The sequence below is a fragment of the Shewanella sp. GD04112 genome, assembly GCF_029835735.1.
Lineage (GTDB): Bacteria > Pseudomonadota > Gammaproteobacteria > Enterobacterales > Shewanellaceae > Shewanella.
Window position 1 is genome coordinate 4,671,565 of the sequence record NZ_JAOEAL010000001.1, and the last position, 23,290, is coordinate 4,694,854.

Annotated in this window: 20 protein-coding genes; 13 read left to right on the forward strand and 7 right to left on the reverse strand. The window is 49.0% G+C overall.

The features are described from left to right. Positions 1 to 2 precede the first annotated feature (2 nt). Positions 3 to 1,754, reverse strand: coding sequence for a signal recognition particle-docking protein FtsY (gene ftsY / locus N7386_RS20505; protein WP_086902432.1), 1,752 nt, complete (start codon positions 1,752 to 1,754; stop codon positions 3 to 5). A gap of 213 nt (positions 1,755 to 1,967) precedes the next feature. On the opposite strand from ftsY, the gene rsmD reads away from it, so the two are divergent. Then, positions 1,968 to 2,615, forward strand: coding sequence for a 16S rRNA (guanine(966)-N(2))-methyltransferase RsmD (gene rsmD / locus N7386_RS20510; RefSeq protein WP_279770720.1), 648 nt, complete (start codon positions 1,968 to 1,970; stop codon positions 2,613 to 2,615). Position 2,616: 1 nt separating this feature from the next. Continuing rightward, positions 2,617 to 2,889 carry a DUF1145 domain-containing protein gene (locus tag N7386_RS20515; protein WP_279770722.1) on the forward strand — a complete coding sequence of 91 codons (273 nt, stop codon included), beginning with the start codon at positions 2,617 to 2,619 and terminating at the stop codon, positions 2,887 to 2,889. Here the strand turns inward: N7386_RS20515 and N7386_RS20520 are convergent. After that, complete coding sequence (locus N7386_RS20520; protein ID WP_279771087.1) at positions 2,846 to 3,847, reverse strand: helix-turn-helix domain-containing protein; 1,002 nt, start codon at positions 3,845 to 3,847, stop codon at positions 2,846 to 2,848. The genes N7386_RS20515 and N7386_RS20520 overlap by 44 nt on opposite strands. 97 nt (positions 3,848 to 3,944) lie before the next feature. On the opposite strand from N7386_RS20520, the gene N7386_RS20525 reads away from it, so the two are divergent. Next, positions 3,945 to 4,481 (forward strand): cysteine hydrolase family protein, encoded by a 537-nt coding sequence (locus N7386_RS20525; RefSeq protein ID WP_279770724.1) that lies wholly within the window; start codon positions 3,945 to 3,947, stop codon positions 4,479 to 4,481. A gap of 69 nt (positions 4,482 to 4,550) precedes the next feature. On the opposite strand, the gene cymA is transcribed toward N7386_RS20525, so the two are convergent. After that, positions 4,551 to 5,114 (reverse strand): NapC/NirT family cytochrome c CymA, encoded by a 564-nt coding sequence (cymA, locus tag N7386_RS20530; protein ID WP_011718695.1) that lies wholly within the window; start codon positions 5,112 to 5,114, stop codon positions 4,551 to 4,553. A gap of 432 nt (positions 5,115 to 5,546) precedes the next feature. Between cymA and N7386_RS20535 the strand changes: the two genes are divergently transcribed. The 6 genes from N7386_RS20535 (at position 5,547) to N7386_RS20560 (ending at position 12,164) form a co-directional block, all read left to right on the forward strand. Then, positions 5,547 to 5,909 carry a hypothetical protein gene (locus N7386_RS20535; protein WP_279770728.1) on the forward strand — a complete coding sequence of 121 codons (363 nt, stop codon included), beginning with the start codon at positions 5,547 to 5,549 and terminating at the stop codon, positions 5,907 to 5,909. 94 nt (positions 5,910 to 6,003) lie between these two features. Further along, the gene (locus tag N7386_RS20540; RefSeq protein WP_249556469.1) at positions 6,004 to 6,462 is read left to right on the forward strand and encodes a DUF2057 family protein; all 459 of its coding nucleotides are present in this window, start codon (positions 6,004 to 6,006) and stop codon (positions 6,460 to 6,462) included. 107 nt (positions 6,463 to 6,569) lie between these two features. After that, entirely contained in the window at positions 6,570 to 7,010 is a 441-nt protein-coding gene (locus N7386_RS20545) for a hypothetical protein (RefSeq protein WP_279770733.1), read from the forward strand. A gap of 222 nt (positions 7,011 to 7,232) precedes the next feature. Further along, on the forward strand, positions 7,233 to 7,493 hold the full coding sequence (locus tag N7386_RS20550) for a heavy metal-binding domain-containing protein (protein WP_220056813.1): 261 nt from the start codon (positions 7,233 to 7,235) through the stop codon (positions 7,491 to 7,493). 21 nt (positions 7,494 to 7,514) lie between these two features. Further along, complete coding sequence (locus N7386_RS20555; RefSeq protein ID WP_279770734.1) at positions 7,515 to 9,017, forward strand: efflux RND transporter periplasmic adaptor subunit; 1,503 nt, start codon at positions 7,515 to 7,517, stop codon at positions 9,015 to 9,017. A 9-nt stretch (positions 9,018 to 9,026) separates the two neighbouring features. Next, positions 9,027 to 12,164, forward strand: coding sequence for a CusA/CzcA family heavy metal efflux RND transporter (locus N7386_RS20560; RefSeq protein ID WP_279770736.1), 3,138 nt, complete (start codon positions 9,027 to 9,029; stop codon positions 12,162 to 12,164). Positions 12,165 to 12,231: 67 nt separating this feature from the next. Here N7386_RS20560 and trpS read toward each other — a convergent pair whose 3' ends face one another. Next, positions 12,232 to 13,263 carry a tryptophan--tRNA ligase gene (trpS, locus tag N7386_RS20565; RefSeq protein ID WP_220054165.1) on the reverse strand — a complete coding sequence of 344 codons (1,032 nt, stop codon included), beginning with the start codon at positions 13,261 to 13,263 and terminating at the stop codon, positions 12,232 to 12,234. Positions 13,264 to 13,570: 307 nt separating this feature from the next. Here trpS and N7386_RS20570 point away from each other — a divergent pair, with 307 nt between their 5' ends. Further along, a complete protein-coding gene (locus tag N7386_RS20570) occupies positions 13,571 to 14,728 on the forward strand; it encodes a ribonuclease T2 (protein WP_279770738.1) in 1,158 nt (385 codons plus the stop codon). A gap of 222 nt (positions 14,729 to 14,950) precedes the next feature. Next, a complete protein-coding gene (locus N7386_RS20575) occupies positions 14,951 to 16,912 on the forward strand; it encodes a methyl-accepting chemotaxis protein (RefSeq protein ID WP_279770740.1) in 1,962 nt (653 codons plus the stop codon). Between the two features lie 113 nt (positions 16,913 to 17,025). Here N7386_RS20575 and N7386_RS20580 read toward each other — a convergent pair whose 3' ends face one another. The 3 genes from N7386_RS20580 to plsB form a co-directional block, all read right to left on the reverse strand. After that, complete coding sequence (locus tag N7386_RS20580; protein WP_279770742.1) at positions 17,026 to 17,799, reverse strand: VOC family protein; 774 nt, start codon at positions 17,797 to 17,799, stop codon at positions 17,026 to 17,028. Positions 17,800 to 17,931: 132 nt separating this feature from the next. Next, positions 17,932 to 19,188, reverse strand: a complete 1,257-nt coding sequence (mtr, locus tag N7386_RS20585; protein ID WP_011624508.1) for a tryptophan permease — start codon at positions 19,186 to 19,188, stop codon at positions 17,932 to 17,934. Then, positions 19,188 to 21,611: a glycerol-3-phosphate 1-O-acyltransferase PlsB gene (gene plsB, locus N7386_RS20590; RefSeq protein WP_089068789.1), complete on the reverse strand. Its 2,424-nt coding sequence runs from the start codon at positions 21,609 to 21,611 to the stop codon at positions 19,188 to 19,190. The genes mtr and plsB overlap by 1 nt, the downstream gene beginning before the upstream one ends. 161 nt (positions 21,612 to 21,772) lie before the next feature. Between plsB and lexA the strand changes: the two genes are divergently transcribed. Both lexA and N7386_RS20600 read left to right on the forward strand, forming a co-directional pair. Then, the gene (lexA, locus tag N7386_RS20595) at positions 21,773 to 22,393 is read left to right on the forward strand and encodes a transcriptional repressor LexA (protein WP_011624510.1); all 621 of its coding nucleotides are present in this window, start codon (positions 21,773 to 21,775) and stop codon (positions 22,391 to 22,393) included. After that, the gene (locus N7386_RS20600; protein ID WP_089068790.1) at positions 22,390 to 22,902 is read left to right on the forward strand and encodes a SulA-like leucine-rich domain-containing protein; all 513 of its coding nucleotides are present in this window, start codon (positions 22,390 to 22,392) and stop codon (positions 22,900 to 22,902) included. Before lexA ends, N7386_RS20600 begins: the two co-directional genes overlap by 4 nt. Positions 22,903 to 23,290: the final 388 nt, after the last annotated feature.

Below are 23,290 nucleotides of genomic sequence, written 5' to 3' on the forward strand. Positions count from 1 at the left end.
AATTAGCTATCCGCTTTCTCTTGAGTGAACAAGGCATCAATAAATTCTTTAGAATTAAAGGTACGCAAATCATCAATTTGCTCACCCACGCCAATATAACGTAGCGGGATTTTAAACTTATCGGCAATCGCAAACACCACGCCGCCTTTGGCGGTACCGTCGAGCTTGCTGATGGTCATGCCAGTAACGCCAACGGCCTCTTGGAATAGCTGCGCTTGGCTAATGGCATTTTGGCCCGTGCTCGCATCTAAGGTCAGCATCACTTCGTGTGGCGCCTCAGGGTCGAGCTTCTTCATCACCCGCACCACTTTCTTTAACTCTTCCATCAGATGCGACTTGTTTTGCAGACGACCGGCGGTATCGGCAATCAAGATATCAATCTTACGGGCCTTGGCCGCTTGCAGCGCATCGAAGAGTACCGAGGCACTGTCTGCGCCCGTATGCTGAGCCACCACGGGAATATTATTACGTTGACCCCAAACCTGTAATTGCTCAACCGCTGCAGCACGGAAGGTATCGCCCGCCGCTAACATCACAGACTTGCCCTGACGCTGATATTGCTTCGCCAGTTTACCGATAGTGGTGGTTTTACCCACACCGTTAACGCCAACCATTAGAATCACATAAGGGCCGTTAGCATTTTCAGGCACTAAAGGGATAGCGACAGGATCGAGGGTCTTCTGCATTTCATCACGCAGCAAATCGTAGAGCGCTTCGGCATCTTTTAGTTGCTTGCGAGACGCATGTTCGGTCAGGCTCTGGATAAGGCGTGAAGTGGTTTCAACCCCCACGTCGGCGATTAATAGCTGCTCTTCCAGCTCTTCAAACAGATCATCATCGATTTTTTTACCACGGAATAACCCGATGAAACCGCTACCAATATTTTCGCTAGTGCGCATCAGGCCGCGCTTTAACCGCGCGAAGAAACTTTCTTTGGCGGGTTTTGCCTGAGGTTCGGGTTGTTGCTCAAGGGGTTGTTCAGCTTGGACCTGTTCAGCAGCAGCTCGCTCTGCTTGGGCTTCTGCAGCAACTCTTTCGGCTTCTTCTTGTTCAGCGGCTAACTGCTCAGCCTGAGCTTGCTCCGCCGCTAAACGCGCGGCTTCGGCGGCTTGTTGTTCGGCTAAACGTGCAGCTTGCTCTTCGGCAATGCGCAGGGCTTCTGCTTCTGCTTGAGATTTTGCGGCTTGTTCTGCTGCAACTCTCTCGGCTTCTGCTTGTTCAGCGGCTAACTGCTCTGCCTGAGCTTGCTCCGCCGCTAAACGCGCGGCTTCGGCGGCCTGTTGTTCGACTAAACGTGCTGCTTGCTCTTCAGCAATGCGCAGGGCTTCTGCTTCTGCTTCTGCTTGAGCTTTTGCCGCTTGTTCTGCTGCAACTCTTTCCGCTTGCGCTTGTTCAGCGGCTAACTGCTCTGCTAGAGCTTGCTCCGCCGCTAAATGCGCGGCTTCGGCGGCCTGTTGTTCGGCTATACGTGCAGCTTGCTCTTCGGCAACACGCTGGGCTTCTGCTTCTGCTTGAGCCTTTGCAGCTTGTTCTGCTGCAACTCTTTCCGCTTCTGCTTTTTCGGCCGCTAATTTGTCGGCTAGAGCCTGTTCGGCGGCTGCCTGTTCCGCCGCGAGACGGGCTTCTTCAGCTTGCTGCTTTGCTAATGCTTCGGCTTGCTCGGTTTGCGATGGAGTAGAGACTGGGGTTTGCTCGACAACCTCATCTTGTGATTTATCTTTACGAAACCAGGAGAAAAAACCTTTCTTTGCCATGTGTAATTCCAGCGCTCTACTTCAGTGTTGAATTTAAAATAAGACCCTGCCGTTATACCAGATTACCGCGGCAATTACGCCCAAAAAGTCGGCAATTAGTTCTGCTCTATCAGCCTTCTCACCTTTTACTAGGAGTTTGATATAAAATAGTGGCCTTTATTAAGGTGGCATAGTCTACCACTTTCTTTCTTCAGGCAAAATCACGGGGGCACTTTGGCTAATAATCGTGCAAACAACAAGCAAGCGACCAAGAGTCAAACGGCCAATAAGAAAGCCGGTAGTGGCCAGGTGCGGATCATTGCCGGGCAATGGCGTTCACGCAAACTGCCCATCCATGATTTAGACGGCCTGCGGCCGACCACAGATAGAGTCCGTGAAACCCTATTTAACTGGCTTGCCAATGATATTGCCCATGCAAGGGTGCTCGATTGCTTTGGTGGCAGCGGTGCATTGGCGCTTGAGTCTCTCTCACGCTATGCCAGTTACGCCAAGATTATCGAGTTGCAACGTCCTGCCGCTATGCAACTTAAAGCGAATCTCAATACCCTCAAGTGCGACAATGCCGAGGTACTCAACGCCGATACTCTAGTCGAACTGCAAAATGGCTGCGACCAAGGGTTTGACGTGGTGTTTATCGATCCGCCTTTCCGCAAAGGCTTGGCAGAAAAAACCATTCAACTATTGGACAGCCAAGGTTGGCTTAATGATGGCGCGCTAATTTATGTGGAGATTGAGTCGGAATTAACTCAAATGGCAGTTCCTGCGACTTGGCAACCGCTCAAGGATAAGACCGCAGGGCAAGTCAGCTATCGCTTATACCAATACCAGGCCGAAGACTCTCAGACGAACACCGAGGAATAGCATGTCGTTTCTGATCAATATGGGCAAAGCCATTACCTTAATCGCATGGCTGATGATGGCTTATAACCTTGTAATACCTTTTGCAGGTAATATCGGCATTATTCTCAATATCTTGCTTGGCATTACTTGCCTGATGCATTGCTTCCAAGTCGCCATCTTCCATATGCTGTTTAAAAACCTGCTGATGCTACGCAAGCAAGATTATCTGCAAGTGTTTATCTTCGGCGTATTTAGTTTATTGAGCTATCGTCGACAGGTGTTGGCGCAGGCGTAAGCGCACTAAATCGTTGCCAAAATGCACTCGGGGTTAGGCCGGTAATACGGGTAAACGCTTTGCGACAGGCGCTCACATCCTCATAGCCAACTTGATGCGCTATAGTCTCGAAATTCAGTGGACTATTTTCGAGTAAGTCACAAGCCTTTTGGATCCTGAGTTTTTGCAGGTATTCATTAGGCTTATGCCCTGTTGCTTTCACAAAACGTCGCAGAAAAGTTCGCTCGCCCATGCAGCACTGCTGCGCCAAAACCGCAACACTTATCGGCTGACCATAGTCAGTCTGCAGGCGATTTTGCAGACCCAAGATGACTACATCCCCATGATCTCGCTTAGGTAAAAACTGTTGGTAATAACGCTGTTCACGCCCGCCGGTGTCGATAACAAGGTACTTACCCAGCTGGCGCATGACTTTCACATGGCAAAACTGCGCCACTAACTCTAGCCCCAAGTCGAGCCAAGACATCATGCCAGCAGCTGTGATGATATCGCCCTCGTTGACCATGATTTTCTCGATCTCGAGTTTTACCTGCGGATATTGAGTCTCAAATGTTTCCACTAATCCCCAATGGGTTGTCGCCTTGCGGCCATCGAGTAAACCCGCGGCGGCCAGCACAAATGCTCCCGCACAGGCGGAGCAGAGGATAGCGCCTTGGGCATGTTGCTGCTGTAACCATAATCGCAATGAAGGCGCCGCATTGAAGTAAAACTCAGTTTCTATGCTCGGCGGGATAATCACTAATTGATAGCACTCTTCGAGACTCATCTCCTCTAGGGATAACCGAGTCACTGCAAAACTGCTTGAGCCTAGGGATTTATGTTCGTCAGCTAACATCAGCTTGTTAGCCACCAGCAACATCTCTTCTAAGCCAAATACGGCCGAAGCTAAACAACCGGGTATGACTAATATCGCCACTTTTAATGGGGATGGTTCGGCAAAATTTGTCAATTTAAGCACCATAGATGTCATTTCTGCCACTCTTAATGGGCATGAATCTACCGCAAACTCTCCTTCGAAGACATCTTTTGCAAGAGAAAACGAACAGGAGAAAATTATGTCGAGCTTAAATAAGATCCCAGCGAACAGCGCCTTAGTGATTATTGATGTGCAGAATGATTACTTTAGCCATGGTGCTTACCCGCAATGGCAAGTCGATGAGGCATTAGCGCGCACCTTGCACTCAGTGCAGCGTGCCCAGCAACAGGTGATACCTATTATTCTCGTGCAGCATATCGCCGATACGACTCCGGGTGAGTCGCCCTTTTTTAACCCAAACACCCAAGGAGTCGAAATCCATCCAGCGCTTTTAGCAGAGCTGCCCAACGCCCCCATTGTGGTAAAACAATTTGCCGACAGTTTCGATGGCACAGAGCTGGCCCACTTACTCCAAGGTATGCAGATCAAGCATTTACTCTTATGCGGCATCATGACGCAAAACTGCGTGACCCATACGGCGCTATCGCCCGCGGCACAAGCCTATTCAATACAAGTGATTGCCGATGCCTGCACTGCTCCCACGCAAATGGTGCATCACATTTCGCTAAGCGCCTTGTCCCGAAGAGTGGCATTAATCAATAGCCAAGACTTATAAGGTTAGAAAGCAAAAAGCCCTCTTACGAGGGCTTTTTATTTGAATATCAAGCTATTGAAGCGCTAAACCTTATCCTTTTGGATAGGGGTGAGCGACACCTTTGTGACAATCCACACAGGTCTTTCTCGCTTCAGGATCTTTCTTGAAGTTGTTGCTGTGCATTCTCACAGCCATTGGCTTCATAGTATCTGGTTGATTTTCATAAATACGAGTATGGCAGTGTTGGCAGTTCGCAGAGTCATTACCACGGAAGTAAGCTAAAGCTTTGTCAGCTTGCTCTTTGCGGTTTTCGTCTAACCAAGCTTGAGTGTTAAAGCCATCGATAGTTAAGAAACCATATAAGTCTTTAGATACGATGATCTTCTTAATCAAGTAATCCACAGGACCGTGTGGTAAGTGGCAGTCTTGACATTGTACAGTCACACCAGCACGACCACCGCCGTGGGCAGAAGCTAACACTTCATCTTTCAATGAGTGGTTGCTATGGCAGCTCATACAGAATGCGTCTTCGCTTGTCGCATGTAAGGTTTGTTGGGTTGCAAAATAGCCGACAACACCGATAACAATACCGACGACGATCAGCGCCAGGATGGAATATTTTGCGCTTGGTTTAAATAGTGCACGCCAGTTCATCACTCTATCTCCAAAAAATATTGTCAAAATTAGTTTTTATAAGACTATTTTATATTTTTTCATTTATTAGAAATTTGATTCTAAGCCTAAAAATGCCGATTAATTTAAACTTAAAAGTGCAAAATGAGACTTAGGTCTAACTCTTAATACGACAACTCGCTCAAACCAGCTTAGCAGAGCCATGTGGTACTTCAACTCTCACTAATACATTAATCATTATGCTAAGCGATCAATGATTAAGTACTACCTTAAAAAGCTAAGACAATGAAATCATTTTTAGAATACAAAAATGTGATCCACGCGACATTTACCCCGTTTATAGCTTTCTTTTAAGGTGTTTTTTCCGATAAAAAAGAAAAAAATGAATTTTGGATGAAACTTTTCCGGACTTTTATTGGTCTTTAGGAACAGGTACACATTAATCGAGTTTTTATGGCTAAGTTTTGGATCACCATAGCATTGTTATTTTCACTTATCGCCCAATCGGCGATGGTGAATGCTATGCCAACTTCAGCGATGAATGACTTCCACGATACGCCCAGCATGCAGATGGTCGATGGCAAGATGAATTGTGCCATGCCAGATTGTCCTCCAGACGAATGCATGCTGCATTGCCAAGACTCCCTCACCAACCATTGTAAAACCCATTGTCTCGCACAACTTTATCTTACCGCCTCACAGCCTCAACTTGCCTTGATGAATCATGCAAGTAAGCGTATTGCGGTCCAAGGTTGGGCGATTCAAACGGCCGACCTCGGGTTAACCACGCCACCTCCCAACTCCGATTTGCTGTAACCGATCTTTTTAACGATTAAATCGATTCAATATTCCGCGACGGTGCCACCACGATTGCGCACCCTCGCGATACAGCAAATTTTTGGAGTTTATTATGAAAACCACTTTATTAAATAAAGCATTCGTTGGCGCTACTTTAATCATGAGCACTTTGGCGATTAGCGTGACTGCAACTGCGGCAACCTTAAAAGGCACAGATACCCTCAATGTGGTCAGTATTAATGGCCAAGCCACGAAAGCCTTTAAACCTGTGCAATTGCCAGAAGGTAAAGTGCTGGTCGAAGTTAAATATCAAGACATGTTTAGCTATCGCGCCGATGATAGCGGCACTTGGGTCAAATCAGAGCCTTTATTCTTTACCCTAAATGTCGCGCCGGAGTCTAATTACCAAATCAACACCCCAACTAAATTAGTCAGCGAAGCCGATGCTAAACGTTTTATTAAAAACCCTAGCATTCAGTTAAGCGTGGATGGCGCCGAACCGCAGCAACTACCCCTGCAAAACCACAGCCAATTGATGGCGGATATGCTGGAAAGTCACCCTTCTAAATAATAAACCTTAGGAGTTTACAAGCAGGGGCATTAACTGAAATGTGAGTTAACGCATTGCAGCATAATGCCTCTATGCTAAAATCGAGTCGTTCATTATTTGGAATACATATGCATCAGACACTTAGTCGTTATCTATTAGTCATATTCACTTTACTCGCACTCGTCGGGCAAAGTGTCGTGTCTAATGGTCACGCCATGGTGATGCGCTCTATGGAGATGGGTGCTATGGTTCATAATCCTTCCAGCCAAGGAATGGACCATGCAGCCATGATGCAAATGAACACAGAGAACCGCTCTGACTCAAGTACAATGGCCAATACAGATTGCTGTAACGATCAAATGCTTCCCGGCGCGAAGCAGCACTGCTGTGATGGCACCACATCCTGTCTCAACGATTGTGGACATTGTTTAATGATTTCAGTTGCTGGCACTCTTTTCAGCCCACACCTCTGGCCGAGTGTGAGTCTGAGCGACACCCCAGTGGCCACTCCTATGCCTCATTTCCACTCTATCTCTTTGTCCTCGGCCTTCAAACCGCCGATAGCCTAGCCTCATTGCGCCCTTTTTTCAGGGCAAACCAAGCTAACAAAACAATTTATTTCGCCGTTTATTGTGGTGCGCCAACATCTAAGCACCCAGAGTAAAGCAAAAGCGTTGTACTGAGCACACAGGCCACTGTGTCGACCCTTTCTCGCGCCTCAAAACGCCAGAATCTCGCAGTCACGTTTTATGCACTCATATTCGGCTATGAAACCCGATGGAGTGAACAATATGAAAACCTTAACTAATCTTGCCTTAGTTGCATTTTTAATGACCAGCACCAGTGTGTTTGCCACGGCAACACCCCATGAGCATCATCACAACAATGCTGCGCCACAGGAACAAGCTCAAGCCTATGTTTGCCCTATGCACCCCGAAGTGACAGGCAACAAAGGCGATACTTGCCCTAAATGTGGCATGAACTTAGAGCCAAAAGCGACGGAAGAAAAAATGGCTGACGGTGCAATGCACAAAGATCACGCGCACCACTAAGCTAGGCTGGAGATGAGGCATATGAACCAATTTCACAAAGTAAAAAAGCCGGGCCCTAAGGCAGTATTGATACTCAGCAGTTTACTGATGGGTACGCCTTGGTTAACCCAGGCCCAGCTCGCGAATCCTGCCACTCAAGCAGAGGCAGGCCACGAGCATGCGCACGATACTCACAGTGCAAATCAAGTCAAAACCTACACTTGCCCTATGCACCCCGAGGTCGAAAGCCACGAACCCGGCCGTTGCCCTAAGTGCAATATGTTCCTCGTTGAAAAAGAAGAAGAGGAAGAAGCCAGCACGGCCGCCCAACATGCAGAGCATCAAGCGGCAAGCCAAAATGCGGCGCAAGTCTTTGATACGCCAACACCCAAAGCGAATAGCTTAGTAAAAAGCCAAAGCTCGGGTGCGACCATTAAATATGTCTGCCCTATGCACGCTCACATTATTAGTGACGTGCCCGGCACTTGCCCTATCTGCGGCATGAATTTAGAAAAGGTTGAAACCGGCGGTAATACCCAAGAAATCAACATTAATGTCTCTGGCAGCATGCAACAGGCGCTTGCACTGAAAGTGGCCGAAGCAAAACGCGATACCCTGTGGAAGTTTGTCGAAACCGTCGGCCAAATTGACTACGACGAGAGCCAGATCAACCATGTGCATGCCCGTGTAACTGGCTGGATTGAGAAGCTGATGATCAAATCGGTGGGCGACTCAGTTAAAAAAGGCCAGTTACTATATGAGATCTATTCACCCGATCTGATTAATGCCCAAGATGATTATCTGTTAGCACTCGATACCGCCAAATCTGCGGGAAACAGTAGCCGTTATCAGGATTTAGTCCGCAAAGCCGGGCTGCGTTTATCGCTGCTTGGCATGAATGAAAAACAAATCCAACAGCTTGCAGACTCACGCAAAACCCAATACCGGGTGCCTTTTTATGCCCAGCAAGATGGCATAGTCAAAGCACTCGATGTGCGTGATGGCATGTATATCCAACCGTCAACCGAGGTGATGTCGGTTGTCGACCTCTCTAAAGTTTGGGTGATTGCCGATGTGTTTGAAAACGAGCAAAGCTGGATTGCCGTGGGTCAAGAGGCCGAAGTCTCAGTCCCCGCGATGAATATCAGCGGTATCGAAGGCACCATTGACTATATCTATCCCGAGCTGGACCCCGTCACCCGCAGCTTAAGAGTACGCGTGGTGCTGAATAATACCGATATTTCCCTAAGACCTAAGACGCTCGCCAAGGTCTCGCTCTTCGGCGGCCCGAATAAAGATGTGTTAGTGATCCCGCAGGAAGCCCTGATCCAAACGGGTAAAGAAAACCGCGTGATAGTAAAACAGGCCGATGACAGCTTCACCGCTAAGGCTGTGACGGTCGGCATGATGAGCCAAGGTAAGGCCGAGATAGTCTCGGGCCTTAACGAAGGTGAACGCGTGGTGACATCGGGACAATTCCTACTCGACTCCGAGGCCAGCCTCAAGGGCAGCTTAATGCGTTTAAGCAGCGGCCATCAGCACTAGGAGCGGATTATGTTGAAATATATTATCGAGTCCTCGATCAGGCAAAGGCTCATGGTGTTGATTATCGCCATGATGATCACTGTCTGGGGGATACAGGAGCTGCGTAAAACGCCGCTCGATGCCCTGCCGGATTTATCCGACGTGCAAGTGATTATTAAGACTCCTTATCCGGGTCAAGCACCAAAATTGGTTGAAGAACAAGTGACTTACCCACTCTCAACCGCCATGTTAGCCGTGCCCGGTGCGAAAACCGTGCGGGGTTATTCGATGTTTGGCGACTCCTATGTCTATGTGATCTTCGAAGATGGCACCGACATCTATTGGGCGCGTTCGCGGGTGTTGGAGTATTTAAGCCAGATCAGCAGTCGCTTGCCCCAAGGGGTGCAACCCTCACTCGGCCCCGATGCCTCAGGTGTGGGTTGGGTGTTTGAGTACGCACTGGTCGATCGCTCCGGTAACTTAGACCTGTCGCAACTGAAAAGCTTACAGGATTGGTATCTCAAACTTGAGCTACAAAGCGTTGCTGGAGTCTCCGAAGTCGCGACCGTCGGCGGCATGGAACAAACCTATCAAATCGTGCTTGAGCCGGACAAAATGGCGATTTACAAGCTCGATATCGCCGCCGTTAAGCAAGCGATAGATAAAGCCAATAGCGAGGCCGGTGGTTCTGTGGTCGAAATGGCCGAAGCCGAGTACATGGTGCGCGCTAAGGGTTATCGCCAAACCTTAGAGGATTTTCGCGAAATTCCTTTAGGGATCACTAGCCCATCAGGCACAGGTTTGTTGCTCAAGGATGTTGCCACCGTCCGTAAAGGCCCTGCTTCTCGCCGTGGTATAGCCGAGCTAGATGGCGAAGGCGAAGTCGTGGGTGGCATTGTGGTCATGCGTTACGGTGAAAACGCCCTCGCGACGATTGATGCGGTCAAAGCCAAACTCGAAGAGTTAAAAACTGGTTTGCCAGACGGCGTGGAAATCATTCCAACCTATGACCGTTCGCAACTGATCCAAAAGTCCGTCGATAACCTGTTCAGCAAAGTGGTCGAAGAAATGCTGGTCGTGGGCTTAGTGTGTCTGCTGTTTTTGCTGCATGCCCGCTCAACCTTAGTGGCCGTTATCACCTTGCCGCTGTCGATTCTTATCGCCTTTATCGTGATGAACAAAATGGGCGTGAATGCCAACATCATGAGCCTTGGCGGCATCGCCATCGCTATCGGTGCTGTGGTTGACGGCGCCATCGTGATGATCGAAAACCTGCACAAACATTTGGAGCATTTTAAAGCCGAGCACGACCGTGAGCCTTCGGTAAAAGAACATTGGCGCATTGTGACTGAAGCCTCGATTGAAGTCGGACCAGCGCTGTTTTTCTCGCTGATTATCATTACCTTAAGCTTTGTTCCCGTCTTCGCGCTAGAGGCGCAGGAAGGACGTTTATTCGCACCGCTCGCCTATACCAAAACCTTTGCCATGGCGGCGGCCGCGTTTTTATCTATCACCTTAGTGCCCATTCTGATGGGTTACTTTATCCGCGGGAAAATCCCAAGCGAGCGCAGCAACCCCATCAGTCGTGTGCTGATAGCCCTATATCAACCGGCATTAAAACTGGTGCTTAAGTTCCCTAAAATCACCATTGTGCTTGCCTTAGTGGCATTGGCGAGCGCTTGGTATCCTATGACGCGCATGGGCAGTGAGTTTATGCCCGCCCTCGAAGAGGGGGATTTACTCTATATGCCAACGGCACTGCCAGGGATCAGCGCCAGTAAAGCCGCCGAAGTGCTGCAACAGACCGACCGTTTGATTAAAACCGTCCCTGAGGTAGCCCGCGTATTTGGTAAAGTCGGCCGCGCCGAAACCGCGACCGATCCTGCGCCACTGACTATGCTCGAAACCACGATTATGCTTAAACCCCATGAAGAGTGGCGAGAGGGCATGACCTTAGACGGCATCATCAATCAGCTGCAACAAACGGTAAAAGTGCCCGGCCTAACCAACGCTTGGGTGCAACCGATTAAAACCCGTATCGATATGCTGTCGACGGGGATTAAAACCCCCGTGGGGATTAAGATCACCGGTGCCGATGTCAATGAGCTACAAACCCTAGGCGCTAAGATTGAGGCCATCTTAAGTAAAGTGCCACACACTAAATCTGCCTACGCCGAACGCAGTGGTGGCGGTCGCTATATCGATATCAGCCCTAAACTCGATGTGGCCGCCCGCTACGGCATGACGCTACAGGATATCCAAGATGTAGTACGTTACGCGATTGGTGGTATGGACATTGGTGAGTCGGTTCAAGGCGCGGAGCGTTACCCCATTAACCTGCGCTATCCCCGTGAACTGCGTGACAATATCGAGAAACTGCGCGAACTGCCGGTGATCACTAAATCAGGGCATTATTTGCCGCTACGTAACTTGGCCGATATCGAAATTAACGATGGCGCGCCAATGCTTAAGAGTGAGAACGGCCGGTTAATTTCGTGGGTATTTATCGATATCGAAGGCACTTCGATTGGTGAATATATCGCCGCGGCAAAAACCGCTTTAGATGAAGAACTCGTTGTGCCGCCCCGTTATAGCTATAGCTTTGCGGGTCAATACGAGTACATGCAGCGGGTCGATGCCAAGCTTAAGCAAGTGATCCCTATGGCACTCGGGGTGATCTTTATTCTACTGATGATGACCTTTGGCTCGACCATGCAGGCCAGCATTATTATGCTCAGCCTCCCCTTCGCCCTCGTGGGTAGCACTTGGTTATTGTATCTGCTCGACTACAACATCTCGGTCGCCGTCGCAGTGGGGATGATCGCCCTTGCTGGGGTCGCAGCCGAATTCGGGGTGGTGATGTTGGTGTACCTCAATAACGCCATTAAACATCGGCAGGAGAAAAACACTTACCACACAGTCGACGACTTAAAAGAAGCCTTGATTGAAGGTGCGGTAATGCGTATTCGACCTAAAGCAATGACAGTAGCAACCATCTTCTTCGGCCTCTTGCCCATCATGTGGGGCGCAGGTTCGGGTAACGATGTAATGCAAAAAATCGCTGCCCCTATGGTCGGCGGTATGGTGACAGCCCCGATACTGTCGCTGTTTGTGCTGCCAGCACTGTATCTGTTGATCTACGCGCGCCAAATCAATAAAGCAGAATAACCCTTTGCTTTACTTCACCATAACCCCTCGCGTGATTAACGCTAGGGGTTATGCTTTTTAGGTCATTTCAAAATAGATTTAAACCAAAGGCAGTTTTGACTCGTCTTAAAACCCCATCCGACTCTTCGCGAGCCTTAGCGGTTCCCTCCTTAAGAATCGACACTAACTGAGCCTTATCGGCTAAGAGCAAAGCGCGACGCTTACGAATGGGGGCAAGTAAGCTTTGTAAGCATTCCTCTAAAATCGCTTTCGTTTTTCCATCCCCTAATCCACCTGCACGATAATGGGACTTTAGTTCAGCAACATATTGAAGATCAGGATGAAAAGCGTCGAGATAGGTAAATACAACGTTGCCTTCGACTCGACCGGGATCGTTTATATTTATATGCGTGGGATCGGTATACATAGCCTTCACAGCCTTCGAAATATCTTGTTCACTCGATCCAAGCATAATGGTATTGCCGATCGTTTTTGACATCTTACTTTTTCCATCCACACTCGGTAGACGTGTCATATGACTTAACAGCGGTCGACATTCAACCAGCACCTCATCCTGCGCAATCTGGTTCAGTTTTCTGACAATTTCATTAGTCTGTTCCAACATTGGCAACTGATCATCCCCGACAGGAATCAATGTGGCTTTGAACGCTGTGATATCCGCCGCTTGGCTAATTGGATAAGTCAAAAATCCTGCGGGAATCGAACGCCCAAAGGCCTTGCTATTGATTTCATTTTTAACAGTGGGATTACGTTCTAATCTGGCAATCGAAACCAAGTTTGCATAGTACATAGTCAACTCAGCTAACGCGGGGATAGAAGATTGCAAGCAAATAGTTGTTTTCGCAGGATCTATGCCCACTGCGAGATAGTCGGCAACCACATTTAAGATATTTGCAGCCACTTTTTGTGGCTGATGACCGTTATCCGTCAATCCTTGCATATCGGCGACGAGAATAGTCTGCTCAAATCTATGCTGTAACTCAATTCGTTGCTTCAGCGAACCAACATAATGACCTAAATGCAAAGGCCCTGTGGCTCTATCGCCAGTCAGCACTTTATCTGGTTGGGCAGGAATGGATAGTGATGAATGTTGTTGCATGGTATATCTCCAAAAAATTAGCCGACCGGAGACACTCTGATAGATATTCACTCGTTGCCATCCGGCAGCTAGTGAATGTAAAAAGCCTAGCGCCGCTCTATATGACTGAGCGCCACCAAGTGGTTACGAAAGTAAATGTAAGAAAAGCAATAGAATATTTTTTCATCATGGCACCTTAACCAGAACTCGAAGATTTTGCAAATATCGAGTAGCTATCCCATTAGCACATTCTACAATTTCACTGCACAATAGCAGCTTGCAACGCCATGTGTTTGTGCCACCGCCATAGCAGAAAGGACGCCAGCGAATGACAGCTTTATTTTCTCTCCCCCTCCACAACCGCACAGGTATTTATCGCCGTAGCTTTGGCTGGCTGGGGCTGTTGCTGATAGGTTTAACGCCCATCGCCCTTCAGGCGGCGCCCGCCTCGGGAGAGTTTGTCGCCAACAAGCGCTGCGAACTGTTTCAGTCTAAAAATAAACAAACCAATCCCGATGATTGGCAGAGCAATATTGGCGAGCGTTATCCCGTTGCCGAAATTTTAGGTAACAGTGCCAACCCCGATTGGCTCAGGGTGCGAACCAACGCAAACAGCTCGCCACTGCGTTGGATAAAAGGTGATTGCGGGCAATACAATGCCGCAGCTACAGCGCCCGCCGAATCCATAGCAACCGTTCAGCCCACCGCTAACGTAGAGCCCGCGCAAACAGGCATCACTAGCGAGAGCGCTGCGGTTAAGAGTGGAAGCCAGCAAGAAAATGGCACGCCAGAGAAGCGCCAAGGTAATGTGTGCCAAATCGAGGATAACTACGACTCCAATGTGCTCGCCCTAAGTTGGCAGAGCACCTTTTGCGAACTCTATGGCAGCCGTAAAGCCGAGTGCCGCGCCTTAAGCCAAACGAGTGATGCGCCTCAGTGGCAACACTTTAGCCTGCATGGCCTGTGGCCGAATCGCCAGCAATGTGGCACCCGTTACGGCTTTTGCAGCAGCGTGAAACAACAACCGAGTGATTTTTGTGATTATCCCGAGGTGCCGCTCAATGCCTCTGTCCAAAAAAATCTCGAGGAAGTGATGCCAAGTGCCCGCTACGGCAGCTGTTTAGAACGCCATGAATGGTGGAAACATGGCACCTGTCGCAACCAAGACCCTAATGATTACTTTTTACTGGCGACGCAGTTGACGCAGGAAGTCAATGCCTCGGCATGGGTACAACAATTTATCCATGAAAGAATCGGTAAAAAAGTGACTCAACAGGAGCTAAATCAAAGCTTTGATGCCAGCTTTGGCCAAGGTGCACACACTAAGGTCACCCTAGACTGCGCCAAAGGACTCTTGAGTGAAATCCGCATCAGCCTGCCTCAAGTCATCAACAGCTCCGACTCTTTACCGAGTCTGCTCGCAAAGGCGCCGAAGGCGAAAAAGACTAATTGCCCAGCCACACTGTTAATCGACAATCCAAACTAACCGCATACGGCCAGTGGCGAGGCATATCGTCACTGACTGGCTCTTATAAACCAAGGGGCTAAATGCTGTTATCCCTCACAAATGAGCCCCAATATTAACGAAACTTCATTTAAGCTTTCTCTTACCTCGAAATAAGTCTCCTATACTCAAACAAGCCGTGCCTAGTACAGGAGCTAGCGCTTTAATCCAAGCCATGGAAGACAAGTTCACTCTGAGGTAACTATGTTTTCTATCAATCAGTTAACACTCACTAAAAAGCTTGCGATCGTTCCTGTCTTTCTCGTTGCCATGCTGATCACTTTAGGGGTATTAAGCTACTTCGCCCTGACCGATATCGATAATCGAATGCGCGCCGTGACTGAAGATCTTGCCCCGGAAAGCGATCTCACCAGTAGCCTCTTGCAGGAAATTTATCGCTTGCGCCTGACGGTCAAAACCTATGTCAAAACTGGTTCCAGCGAAACGGCAGCCGAATTTAGCGCCCAAGACAGTAAAACCCGCGACATATTAGCCAAAGCCAAGGCTCATATAGATAATCAGGAGCGCAGCCAAATGCTCCAACGGATCATTGAGCATGAAAAAGGCTATGTGGATATCTTTAATCAGCAAGTCGTCCCCAATCAACAACAAAGAGCCAAGCTAGTCACTGGCATACTTGATGTAAAAGGACCTGAAATAGAGAAAATAATCTCCCAAATCATGCAGTCCTCCTTTACCGATGGCGATGTGCAAGGCGCCTTCTACGCCGGTAAAAATCTGCGTGAACTGCTCTTGGCTCGCCTCTATGTCAGCAAGTTTCTCCTCGATAACCAAGCCGATCAGGCGCAACGTTTTCGAGCCGAACTGGTTAACACTCATAGCACTATGGATGAGCTTGCCGCAGCGCTCGATAATCTGACCTATCAGTCTCAGGTAAAACAAGCTGCGGGGCTGTTAACTGAATACGAGCAAGCGGCAAACGGTGTCGTCACGGCAATCAATAACCGTAATCAAGCCATAGTGCAGCTAGATAATATCGGCATCGAAATGGCGCAGATGACCTCTGATTTGCAAGATAATACGATGAGGTCGCTGTCTGAAGCGGGCGATAAAGCCGCTAAGGAGGTTAGCCAAAAAATCACCTTTATCAACATTATCCTGTTGATCGCCATTCTGCTTTCCGCCTTCATCACAGTGATAGTGACCCAAAGCCTGCTGCGCACCATACGCGAAGTGGTGGCGCTGCTGAATGAAATCGCCGATGGTGAGGCCGATCTCACCCAGCGACTGCCCGAGAATGGCCATGACGAACTGACCCAACTCGCCAAAAACTTTAACCGCTTTGTATTGCGGATCCAGCAGTTAGTGGCCGAAGTCAAAGACACAACGGTTCAAATGGTTAGCGCATCAACCCAGCTAAACAGTGTGACTCACAGCGCGACTCAAGACATGAGTTCACAACAGAATGAAACCCAACTCGTCGCCTCGGCCATCACAGAAATGGCCGCCAGTGCTGTCGAAGTCGCTGCCAGTGCCGACACCGCCAATAAGCTCTCGGAAGATGCCAAAGCGCAAGCTCTCCTCGGCCGCGAGACAGTCACCCGCGCCACCCATTCGATGCGGGAACTGGCGAGCAAAGTCGAAGCATCGGCTACGACCATAGAACAGCTACGTAACGACAGCGATAAGATTGGTGCCGTACTGGATGTGATCCGCGCCATTGCCGAGCAAACCAATCTGTTGGCGCTCAACGCGGCCATCGAAGCAGCTCGGGCGGGCGAGCAAGGACGAGGCTTTGCCGTAGTAGCCGATGAAGTACGTTCACTTGCCAGCAGAACACAAGAATCGACCAAGCAAATCCAACAAATCATCCAAACACTGCAGGATAGATCCAGCTCAGCGGCGACCATGATGGGACAAAGCCGAGAAGCCACCAACAGCACGGTTGAGCAAGTGACTCAAGTGGAATCGGCCCTCTCGACTATCACCGAAATGGTCATGTCGATCACCCACTCGGTCTCGCAAATGGCCCACGCTGCCGAGCAGCAGTCGACCGTGGTGGAAGAAATTAATATGTCGATCAACAGCGTTAATGACAGCGCCAACCGTACTCTGACGGGGGTTAAACAGGCGGCAAGCTCTGCCAATGGCTTACTGGGGATAGGTCAACAGCTGGATGGTTTAGTGAGTGAGTTTAAGGTGTAGCCAGTAGCGGTTAAAGAAATAAGCCTATCGACATAAGACCATATAAAACCTAGGTATAACCTCAATAAACCTAGGTTTTATCATCGCTTATGCTGAAGTGTCATTTCGCCAGATTAAAGCTCATTTAACTTGATGACCGCAAACGTTGCCCCTTGCGCATCGGCAATCACCGCAAAACGTCCCACATCGGGGATATCGCTTGGCGGCACGCATAGCTGCGCGCCTAGCCCCTGCGCCTTAGCGGCAAAGGCATCACAATCAGCCACGACAAAATAAGGCATCCAATGGGCGGGGATCTCACCCCATTCCGGCATCATTTTCATCATGCCCCCCATAGACTGACCGTCGATTTGCCACTCGGTGTAATCAATACCGGGTACATGACTGGGAAGTGCGGTCCAAGGAAACACTTGAGTGTAAAAACTGGCTTCGGCGCTAGGCTCGCGACAGGCCAGCTCCACCCAACACAGGGTATTTTCTTCACCTTGGCGACGCGAGCCTGAGTGATTTTTTGCTTGCCACAGGGCAAAGCGCGCCCCTTCGGGGTCGCTCACCTGCGCCATCACGCCCGCGTCACCCACCACATGCGGTCCCATGTGTAATTGCCCACCCGCGGCCAGGATGGCGGCAACCGTCGCCTCGATATCCTTAACCGCAAAATAGATCCGCCAATGGCTAGGGATCTGTGGTTCCGACTCAGGGATTTGATACATGGCCCCTAAATCGTCTCCCTCCAGATTGAACAGCGAGAAATGACCATTAGGAATCGCCATTTCCACCGCATTCCAACCAAACAGTGCGTGGTAAAACCCCTGTGCGCCCTGCCAGTCATGGCTCGCCAGTTCGACCCAACAAGCCTGTCCCTGTGCGTACTGAGTAATCCTCATTGCAGACTCCAATCAAACAGATTATGTGTTCGAGTTAAGCTGGAGTTTGAGCAACTGTCCAGTTTTGACGATAAAAAGATGAATATAAAGAAAAAGCCCTCAATTTGAGGGCTTGATTCGTAGGCGAAATACTTAGGAGAACTGCGGCAATAAATTCGCCATCGCGAGTAGATGACAAGCCCCTGTCACCACGCCATATAGCACCACAAGGATAATTAAGGGCGTGCCACCAAAGACTCTAAAACCTTGATGGTTAGGGAACTGCTGTCTCGATTTATAGGCCATCAGAGCGGGCACTATGACGGCCCAAACGGTTGCCGCTAAGGCTGCGAAACCAATGGCAACCAAAAAACCATCGGGGAACAGCAAACCTAATATGGTCGGCGGCACAAAGGTGACAATTGCCGTTTTCATCCGCCCCGAGCGCGTATCGTCGAACCCGAATAAATCGGCCAAATAATCGAATAAGCCTAAGGTCACGCCAAGGAATGAAGACGCCACAGCCAAGTTAGCAAACAGGGTTAACATGCTGTTTAACCAGCTACTTTCCATCACTTTCGACAAGGCACCGACTAACACACCCATATTGCCACCCTGGGCAATAATCTCACTAAATTGGCTGCGGGGAATGTTGCCCATAGTGGCGACTAACCAGCAGGCATAAATGATCAGTGCGATGAAAGTGCCGACGAAAATCGCTTTGATGATGGTCGATGAATCTTTGCCATAGTACTTCACCAGACTCGGCACGTTGCCATGATAACCAAAACTTGCCAAGCCAAAGGGCAAAGCAGCCCACAGATAAGGCATAAAGCTTTGATTGCCATCCGGTTCGAGCAACTTAGTCACATCGATCTCGATCAGTAAATTACCAATCGCGAGGAAGAAAGTGATAATCATACCGCCGAGCATTATGGTCGTAATGCGATCGACAGCCTTGGTGCTGATCAACACGATACAGGCGAGCACAACCGCAAATACTAATCCAGCAACACTCTGGGGTAACTCTATCCCCATACCCTGTAGGCTATGGTTAACAATCGAGCCGCCGCCACTGATGTAGGCGTAGGTTAAGATGTAAAGCACGAAGGCAATCGATACCCCATTCACGATCCGCCAAAACTGGCCTAGGGTTTCCTTGGTCAGGGTATCGAAACTCGCTCCCGGTTCGAAATGCAGGTTGGTTTCGAGCAGTAACAATCCCGACATCAACATGCAGAACCAAATACCGAGTAACATCAGTACCGAGTAGCCAAACCACATGCCAGCGCCCACAACGGGTAAAGAAAACATCCCCGCCCCGACTGTGGTGCCGGCAATAATCATGGCACCACCGAGCAAGGACTTGCCCACTGGCTTATTCTTCGCCGCATTCATATGGTTAGCCATTAAACGATATGCTCCGCGGTCACGCTCGCAACTATGGTTTGTCTCACTGAGGCTCTGAGTAAGCTATTGGCTTGATCGCGAATGCGTTCAACGTCGGATTTATCTTCCTTCTCGGAGAAATAACCCAACTCTTTAAGCTTAACACTCAAGGTGTTATAGAGTTTCTTGTCGTAGAATTCTGGCGCGGTAACTCCATGCAGCGCCCCTAAACGTTGGGCAAGCAGATGGCTTTCAGACTCCAGCTCCGAACGCTCCATCTTAGGTCTGTGGGCCAGCAGATTGAAGATAATCGCATAGCGTTGCAAGGTTTCGCTAACGCTTCCGGCCAGCAACAACATTTGGCTGGTGTGCTCGGTCACCACCGACAGCGTATCGCTTTCCTGCACTAGACCCTGCTCAATAAACAGATCCAGCACTTGATTCACATAACTTGGGAGGTCCTTGATACCCATGAATAACTCCGCCTTCAGTAGCGGATAGAAGTCACTCACAATCCCTAGGATATAGGCTCTTGAAATCTGCTTATTGTTGGTTAAGCAGCTAGCAATCAACGACGGAATAATAAATAAGTGGATGATATTGTTACGATAGTAAGTCATTGAAATCGCTTGATTCGCGTCAATAGATACTATCTCACCCAGAGGATCGGCATTGATGGAGAACTTATTCAGCTCTAAACCTTGTTGCACTAAGTGCTTGCCATCACCTTCGGCCACCGACGTAAACGAAGTGTAAGGCACACGCTTAAGCAGCGTCAGGTACAAATCTAACTGACGCTCGAGCAAACAACGCTCTAGGGCATTTTGCTCCGACGCCAATAGCACTAAGCTCGTCAAGGTGATAGAACTGGCGGCGGCAGCATCGTTAATACGGGTCATCACACGATTCGCTAACACGTTCACCGCAGGGGTTAACCAAGTCGGTTTTTGTTCGGGATCGTCGGCCACTTCAGCGCGCCAGTTAGGCGCGGTTTCATTCAAGAAGTTTTGCAGTGTAATCGGCTCACCAAAGTTGACATAACCTTGGCCAAAATTACCTAATTTACGAATAGCACCAAAAACTTGCCATACAGATTCTTTCTGTTTTTTCTTACCGCTCAACTCTTTATGATAAGTCGCCACTTCCATCACGTGATCGTAGCCTAAATACACAGGCACTAAGGTGACAGGGCGTTCGATACCACGCAGCACACTGTTGATCGTCATGGCGATCATGCCAGTTTTCGGCGCCAATAGACGACCGGTGCGAGAACGGCCACCCTCAGAGAAATACTCAACCGAATATCCCTTAGCAAACAGCTGATCGAGGTATTCACGGAACACGGCAGTATAAAGTTTATTGCCGTTAAAACTACGGCGAATAAAGAAAGCGCCACCACGGCGGAACAGCGGTCCCGCAGGCCAGAAGTTTAGGTTAATCCCCGCCGCAATATGCGGTGGCACCATGCCTTGGTAATACAGAATGTAGGATAACAGCAGGTAATCCATATGGCTGCGATGGCAAGGTACATAAACAATCTCGTGACCATCATGGTGCAGCTGACGGATTTGCTCGGCACCTTTGATATTGATACCGCTGTAGAGCTTGTTCCATAACCAAGTTAAGAAACGCTCAGCAATACGCACTAGGCTGTCGGAATAATTCGCTGCAATTTCATCAAGATATTCAATTGCTGTTTCACGGGCTTGGGTTTCGGAAATCTTCTTACTCGCCGCTTCTTCCTGAATAGCCTTGCGTAAGGATTCGGATTTCAGCAGGGAGTGGAACATTGCCTGACGATTCGGCAACACAGGCCCTGTCATCACTTTGCGTTGGCGGCGGAAATGCACCCTAGCCACCCGCGCCAGTTTATGGGCAATCCCCATATCGGTGCCGTGTTCGTCGGCCATGTAACGCAGCGATACCGCATTAGAAAACTGCACAAAGTTATGACGACCCAAAAATAAGATCATCAAGCACTTACGTAACCAAGTTGGATTCTCGCGCTCAAGAACAGCCGCCTTCATGGTGTCGTCTTCTTTACCCGGAGTACGGCCCCAATACAGACTCACAGGCACCAGCTGAATATCTAACTCTGGCTTTTCCTTATGGACGGCCAACAGGCGCATAAAACATTCGAGGAATGGCTCATTACTGGCACGCTCGCCAAACAAAGGCTTACGGCCTTCGAGGCAAACGACGCGGGGCGCGACAACGCCATTTACCACGAGCGGCTCATAGGGGCTTGGCAAACCCAGCTTAGTGGTGATTTCGCTTAACGCAGCAATATCACTCAGGGATTCTGTTTTCATTACATAAGCAAGCGGTCTGGAAGCGTCCAGATTCAGATCGGCAAAGGGATCCTGCGGCACAACAATAGTGTGCACTAAGTGTTTTTGGATCCAGCGTAATGATTTCAACCAAAGAGAGTCTTGTTTAGGCATTATTCTTATGCAATGTAAGTACGTTCATTAGCCCCATAGAATACCAGATTCTAGGGAATATTCGCTAATACTCTCCAATCGCGTTAAAAAGTGGTTAATACTTGCACTACGAATAATACTGTATATACTAACAGTAACTGTATAGAAAAACAGGAAAGAACATGAGACCGTTGACGCCACGCCAAGCCGAAATTTTAGAGCTGATTAAACGTAATATTGCCGAGACTGGCATGCCACCCACCCGGGCCGAAATCGCCACCCGTTTGGGTTTTAAAAGTGCAAATGCCGCCGAGGAACACCTTAAGGCATTGGCGAAAAAAGGCTGCATCGAGATCATGCCTGGCACTTCCCGCGGGATCCGCCTCCCAGTTGAGGAAGAAGATAACAGCGAATCTGGCTTACCACTGATTGGTCAAGTGGCTGCGGGCGAACCTATCCTCGCCCAAGAGCATGTCGAACAGTATTATCAAGTCGACCCCAGCATGTTCCACCCAGCCGCCGATTTCTTGCTGCGCGTCAGAGGCGACAGTATGAAGAACATCGGTATCCTCGAAGGGGATCTGCTCGCCGTTCATAAGGTACAGCAAGCGCGCAATGGCCAAGTAGTTGTTGCTCGCGTTGACGATGATGTAACAGTTAAACGCTTTGAAAAGAAAGGGAATCTCGTTTATCTACATGCTGAAAATGAAGATTACTCCCCGATTAAAGTCGATTTAAGTTTCCAAAGTCTAACAATTGAAGGGCTCGCCGTAGGGGTGATCCGCAATGGAGATTGGCTATGAACAAACTACTAGGTAATGCCCCGCGTCACCCCGGTTTATGGCTCGATGCGGTACGCGAAACCGATACAGACTGGCAGCATACGCCTATCATCACTATGCCCACCGAGAGCCAAGGGCGCCAAGAGCTAATGCAACTTAGCAAACAATTGGCACAATTGAGCCAACAAGGCCGCTGGGTCGTGCTCATCAACCCACCCAGTATTGGCTACAAGCAGTTACTGGCCAGCGCCGGCGTGCGTATGGATCGCATACTCTTAGTCCATGCGAAAGATGAAGTGGAAACCCTGTGGGCCATGGAAAAAGCCTTAACTAGCGGCACTTCCAGCGCAGTAATTACTTGGATCCACTCACTCGATGCCCGCGACAATCGTCGTTTGCAAATTGTGGCCAAGAGCGCCCGCGCCATGGGAATCGTGCTAGAAGGTGTCGTAAATCACTCACCTACGGACGCGACACTCAAGCAACCTGCTCACTTTGCCCAAGGTAGTTTTTTTAGCTCTGTTCATTAAAATTTTTGCACTGCGTATTTAGCCTTGAAAGCCGCCTCACCTGTGAATGTGGGGCTTTTTTTTTGGCAATTTTTCAGACAATTAGAAAAAGAAGTGATCTTGATCAATTTTTAAACAGCAAGTATGTTTGATTCAGGCGAGCATAATATATCGCCCATTTAGGCAAAAAATATCGACGATTTATCGAATATCTCTTGCCCACAAAAATCGAGAATAATGGGTTTATTCAGCAGTATGTGCCAGTGTGGCTAATACCAGCAGTAACAATACTTAATCAAAAGTAATCCGCCAACGCACGTTGAAGTCAGAGAAGCTTTTTTGGGAACTGAAGAGTTTGCATAGAGTTGAGACTTACTGTGTTGCTCTTCTTTGTAGTTGCTATTCGCAA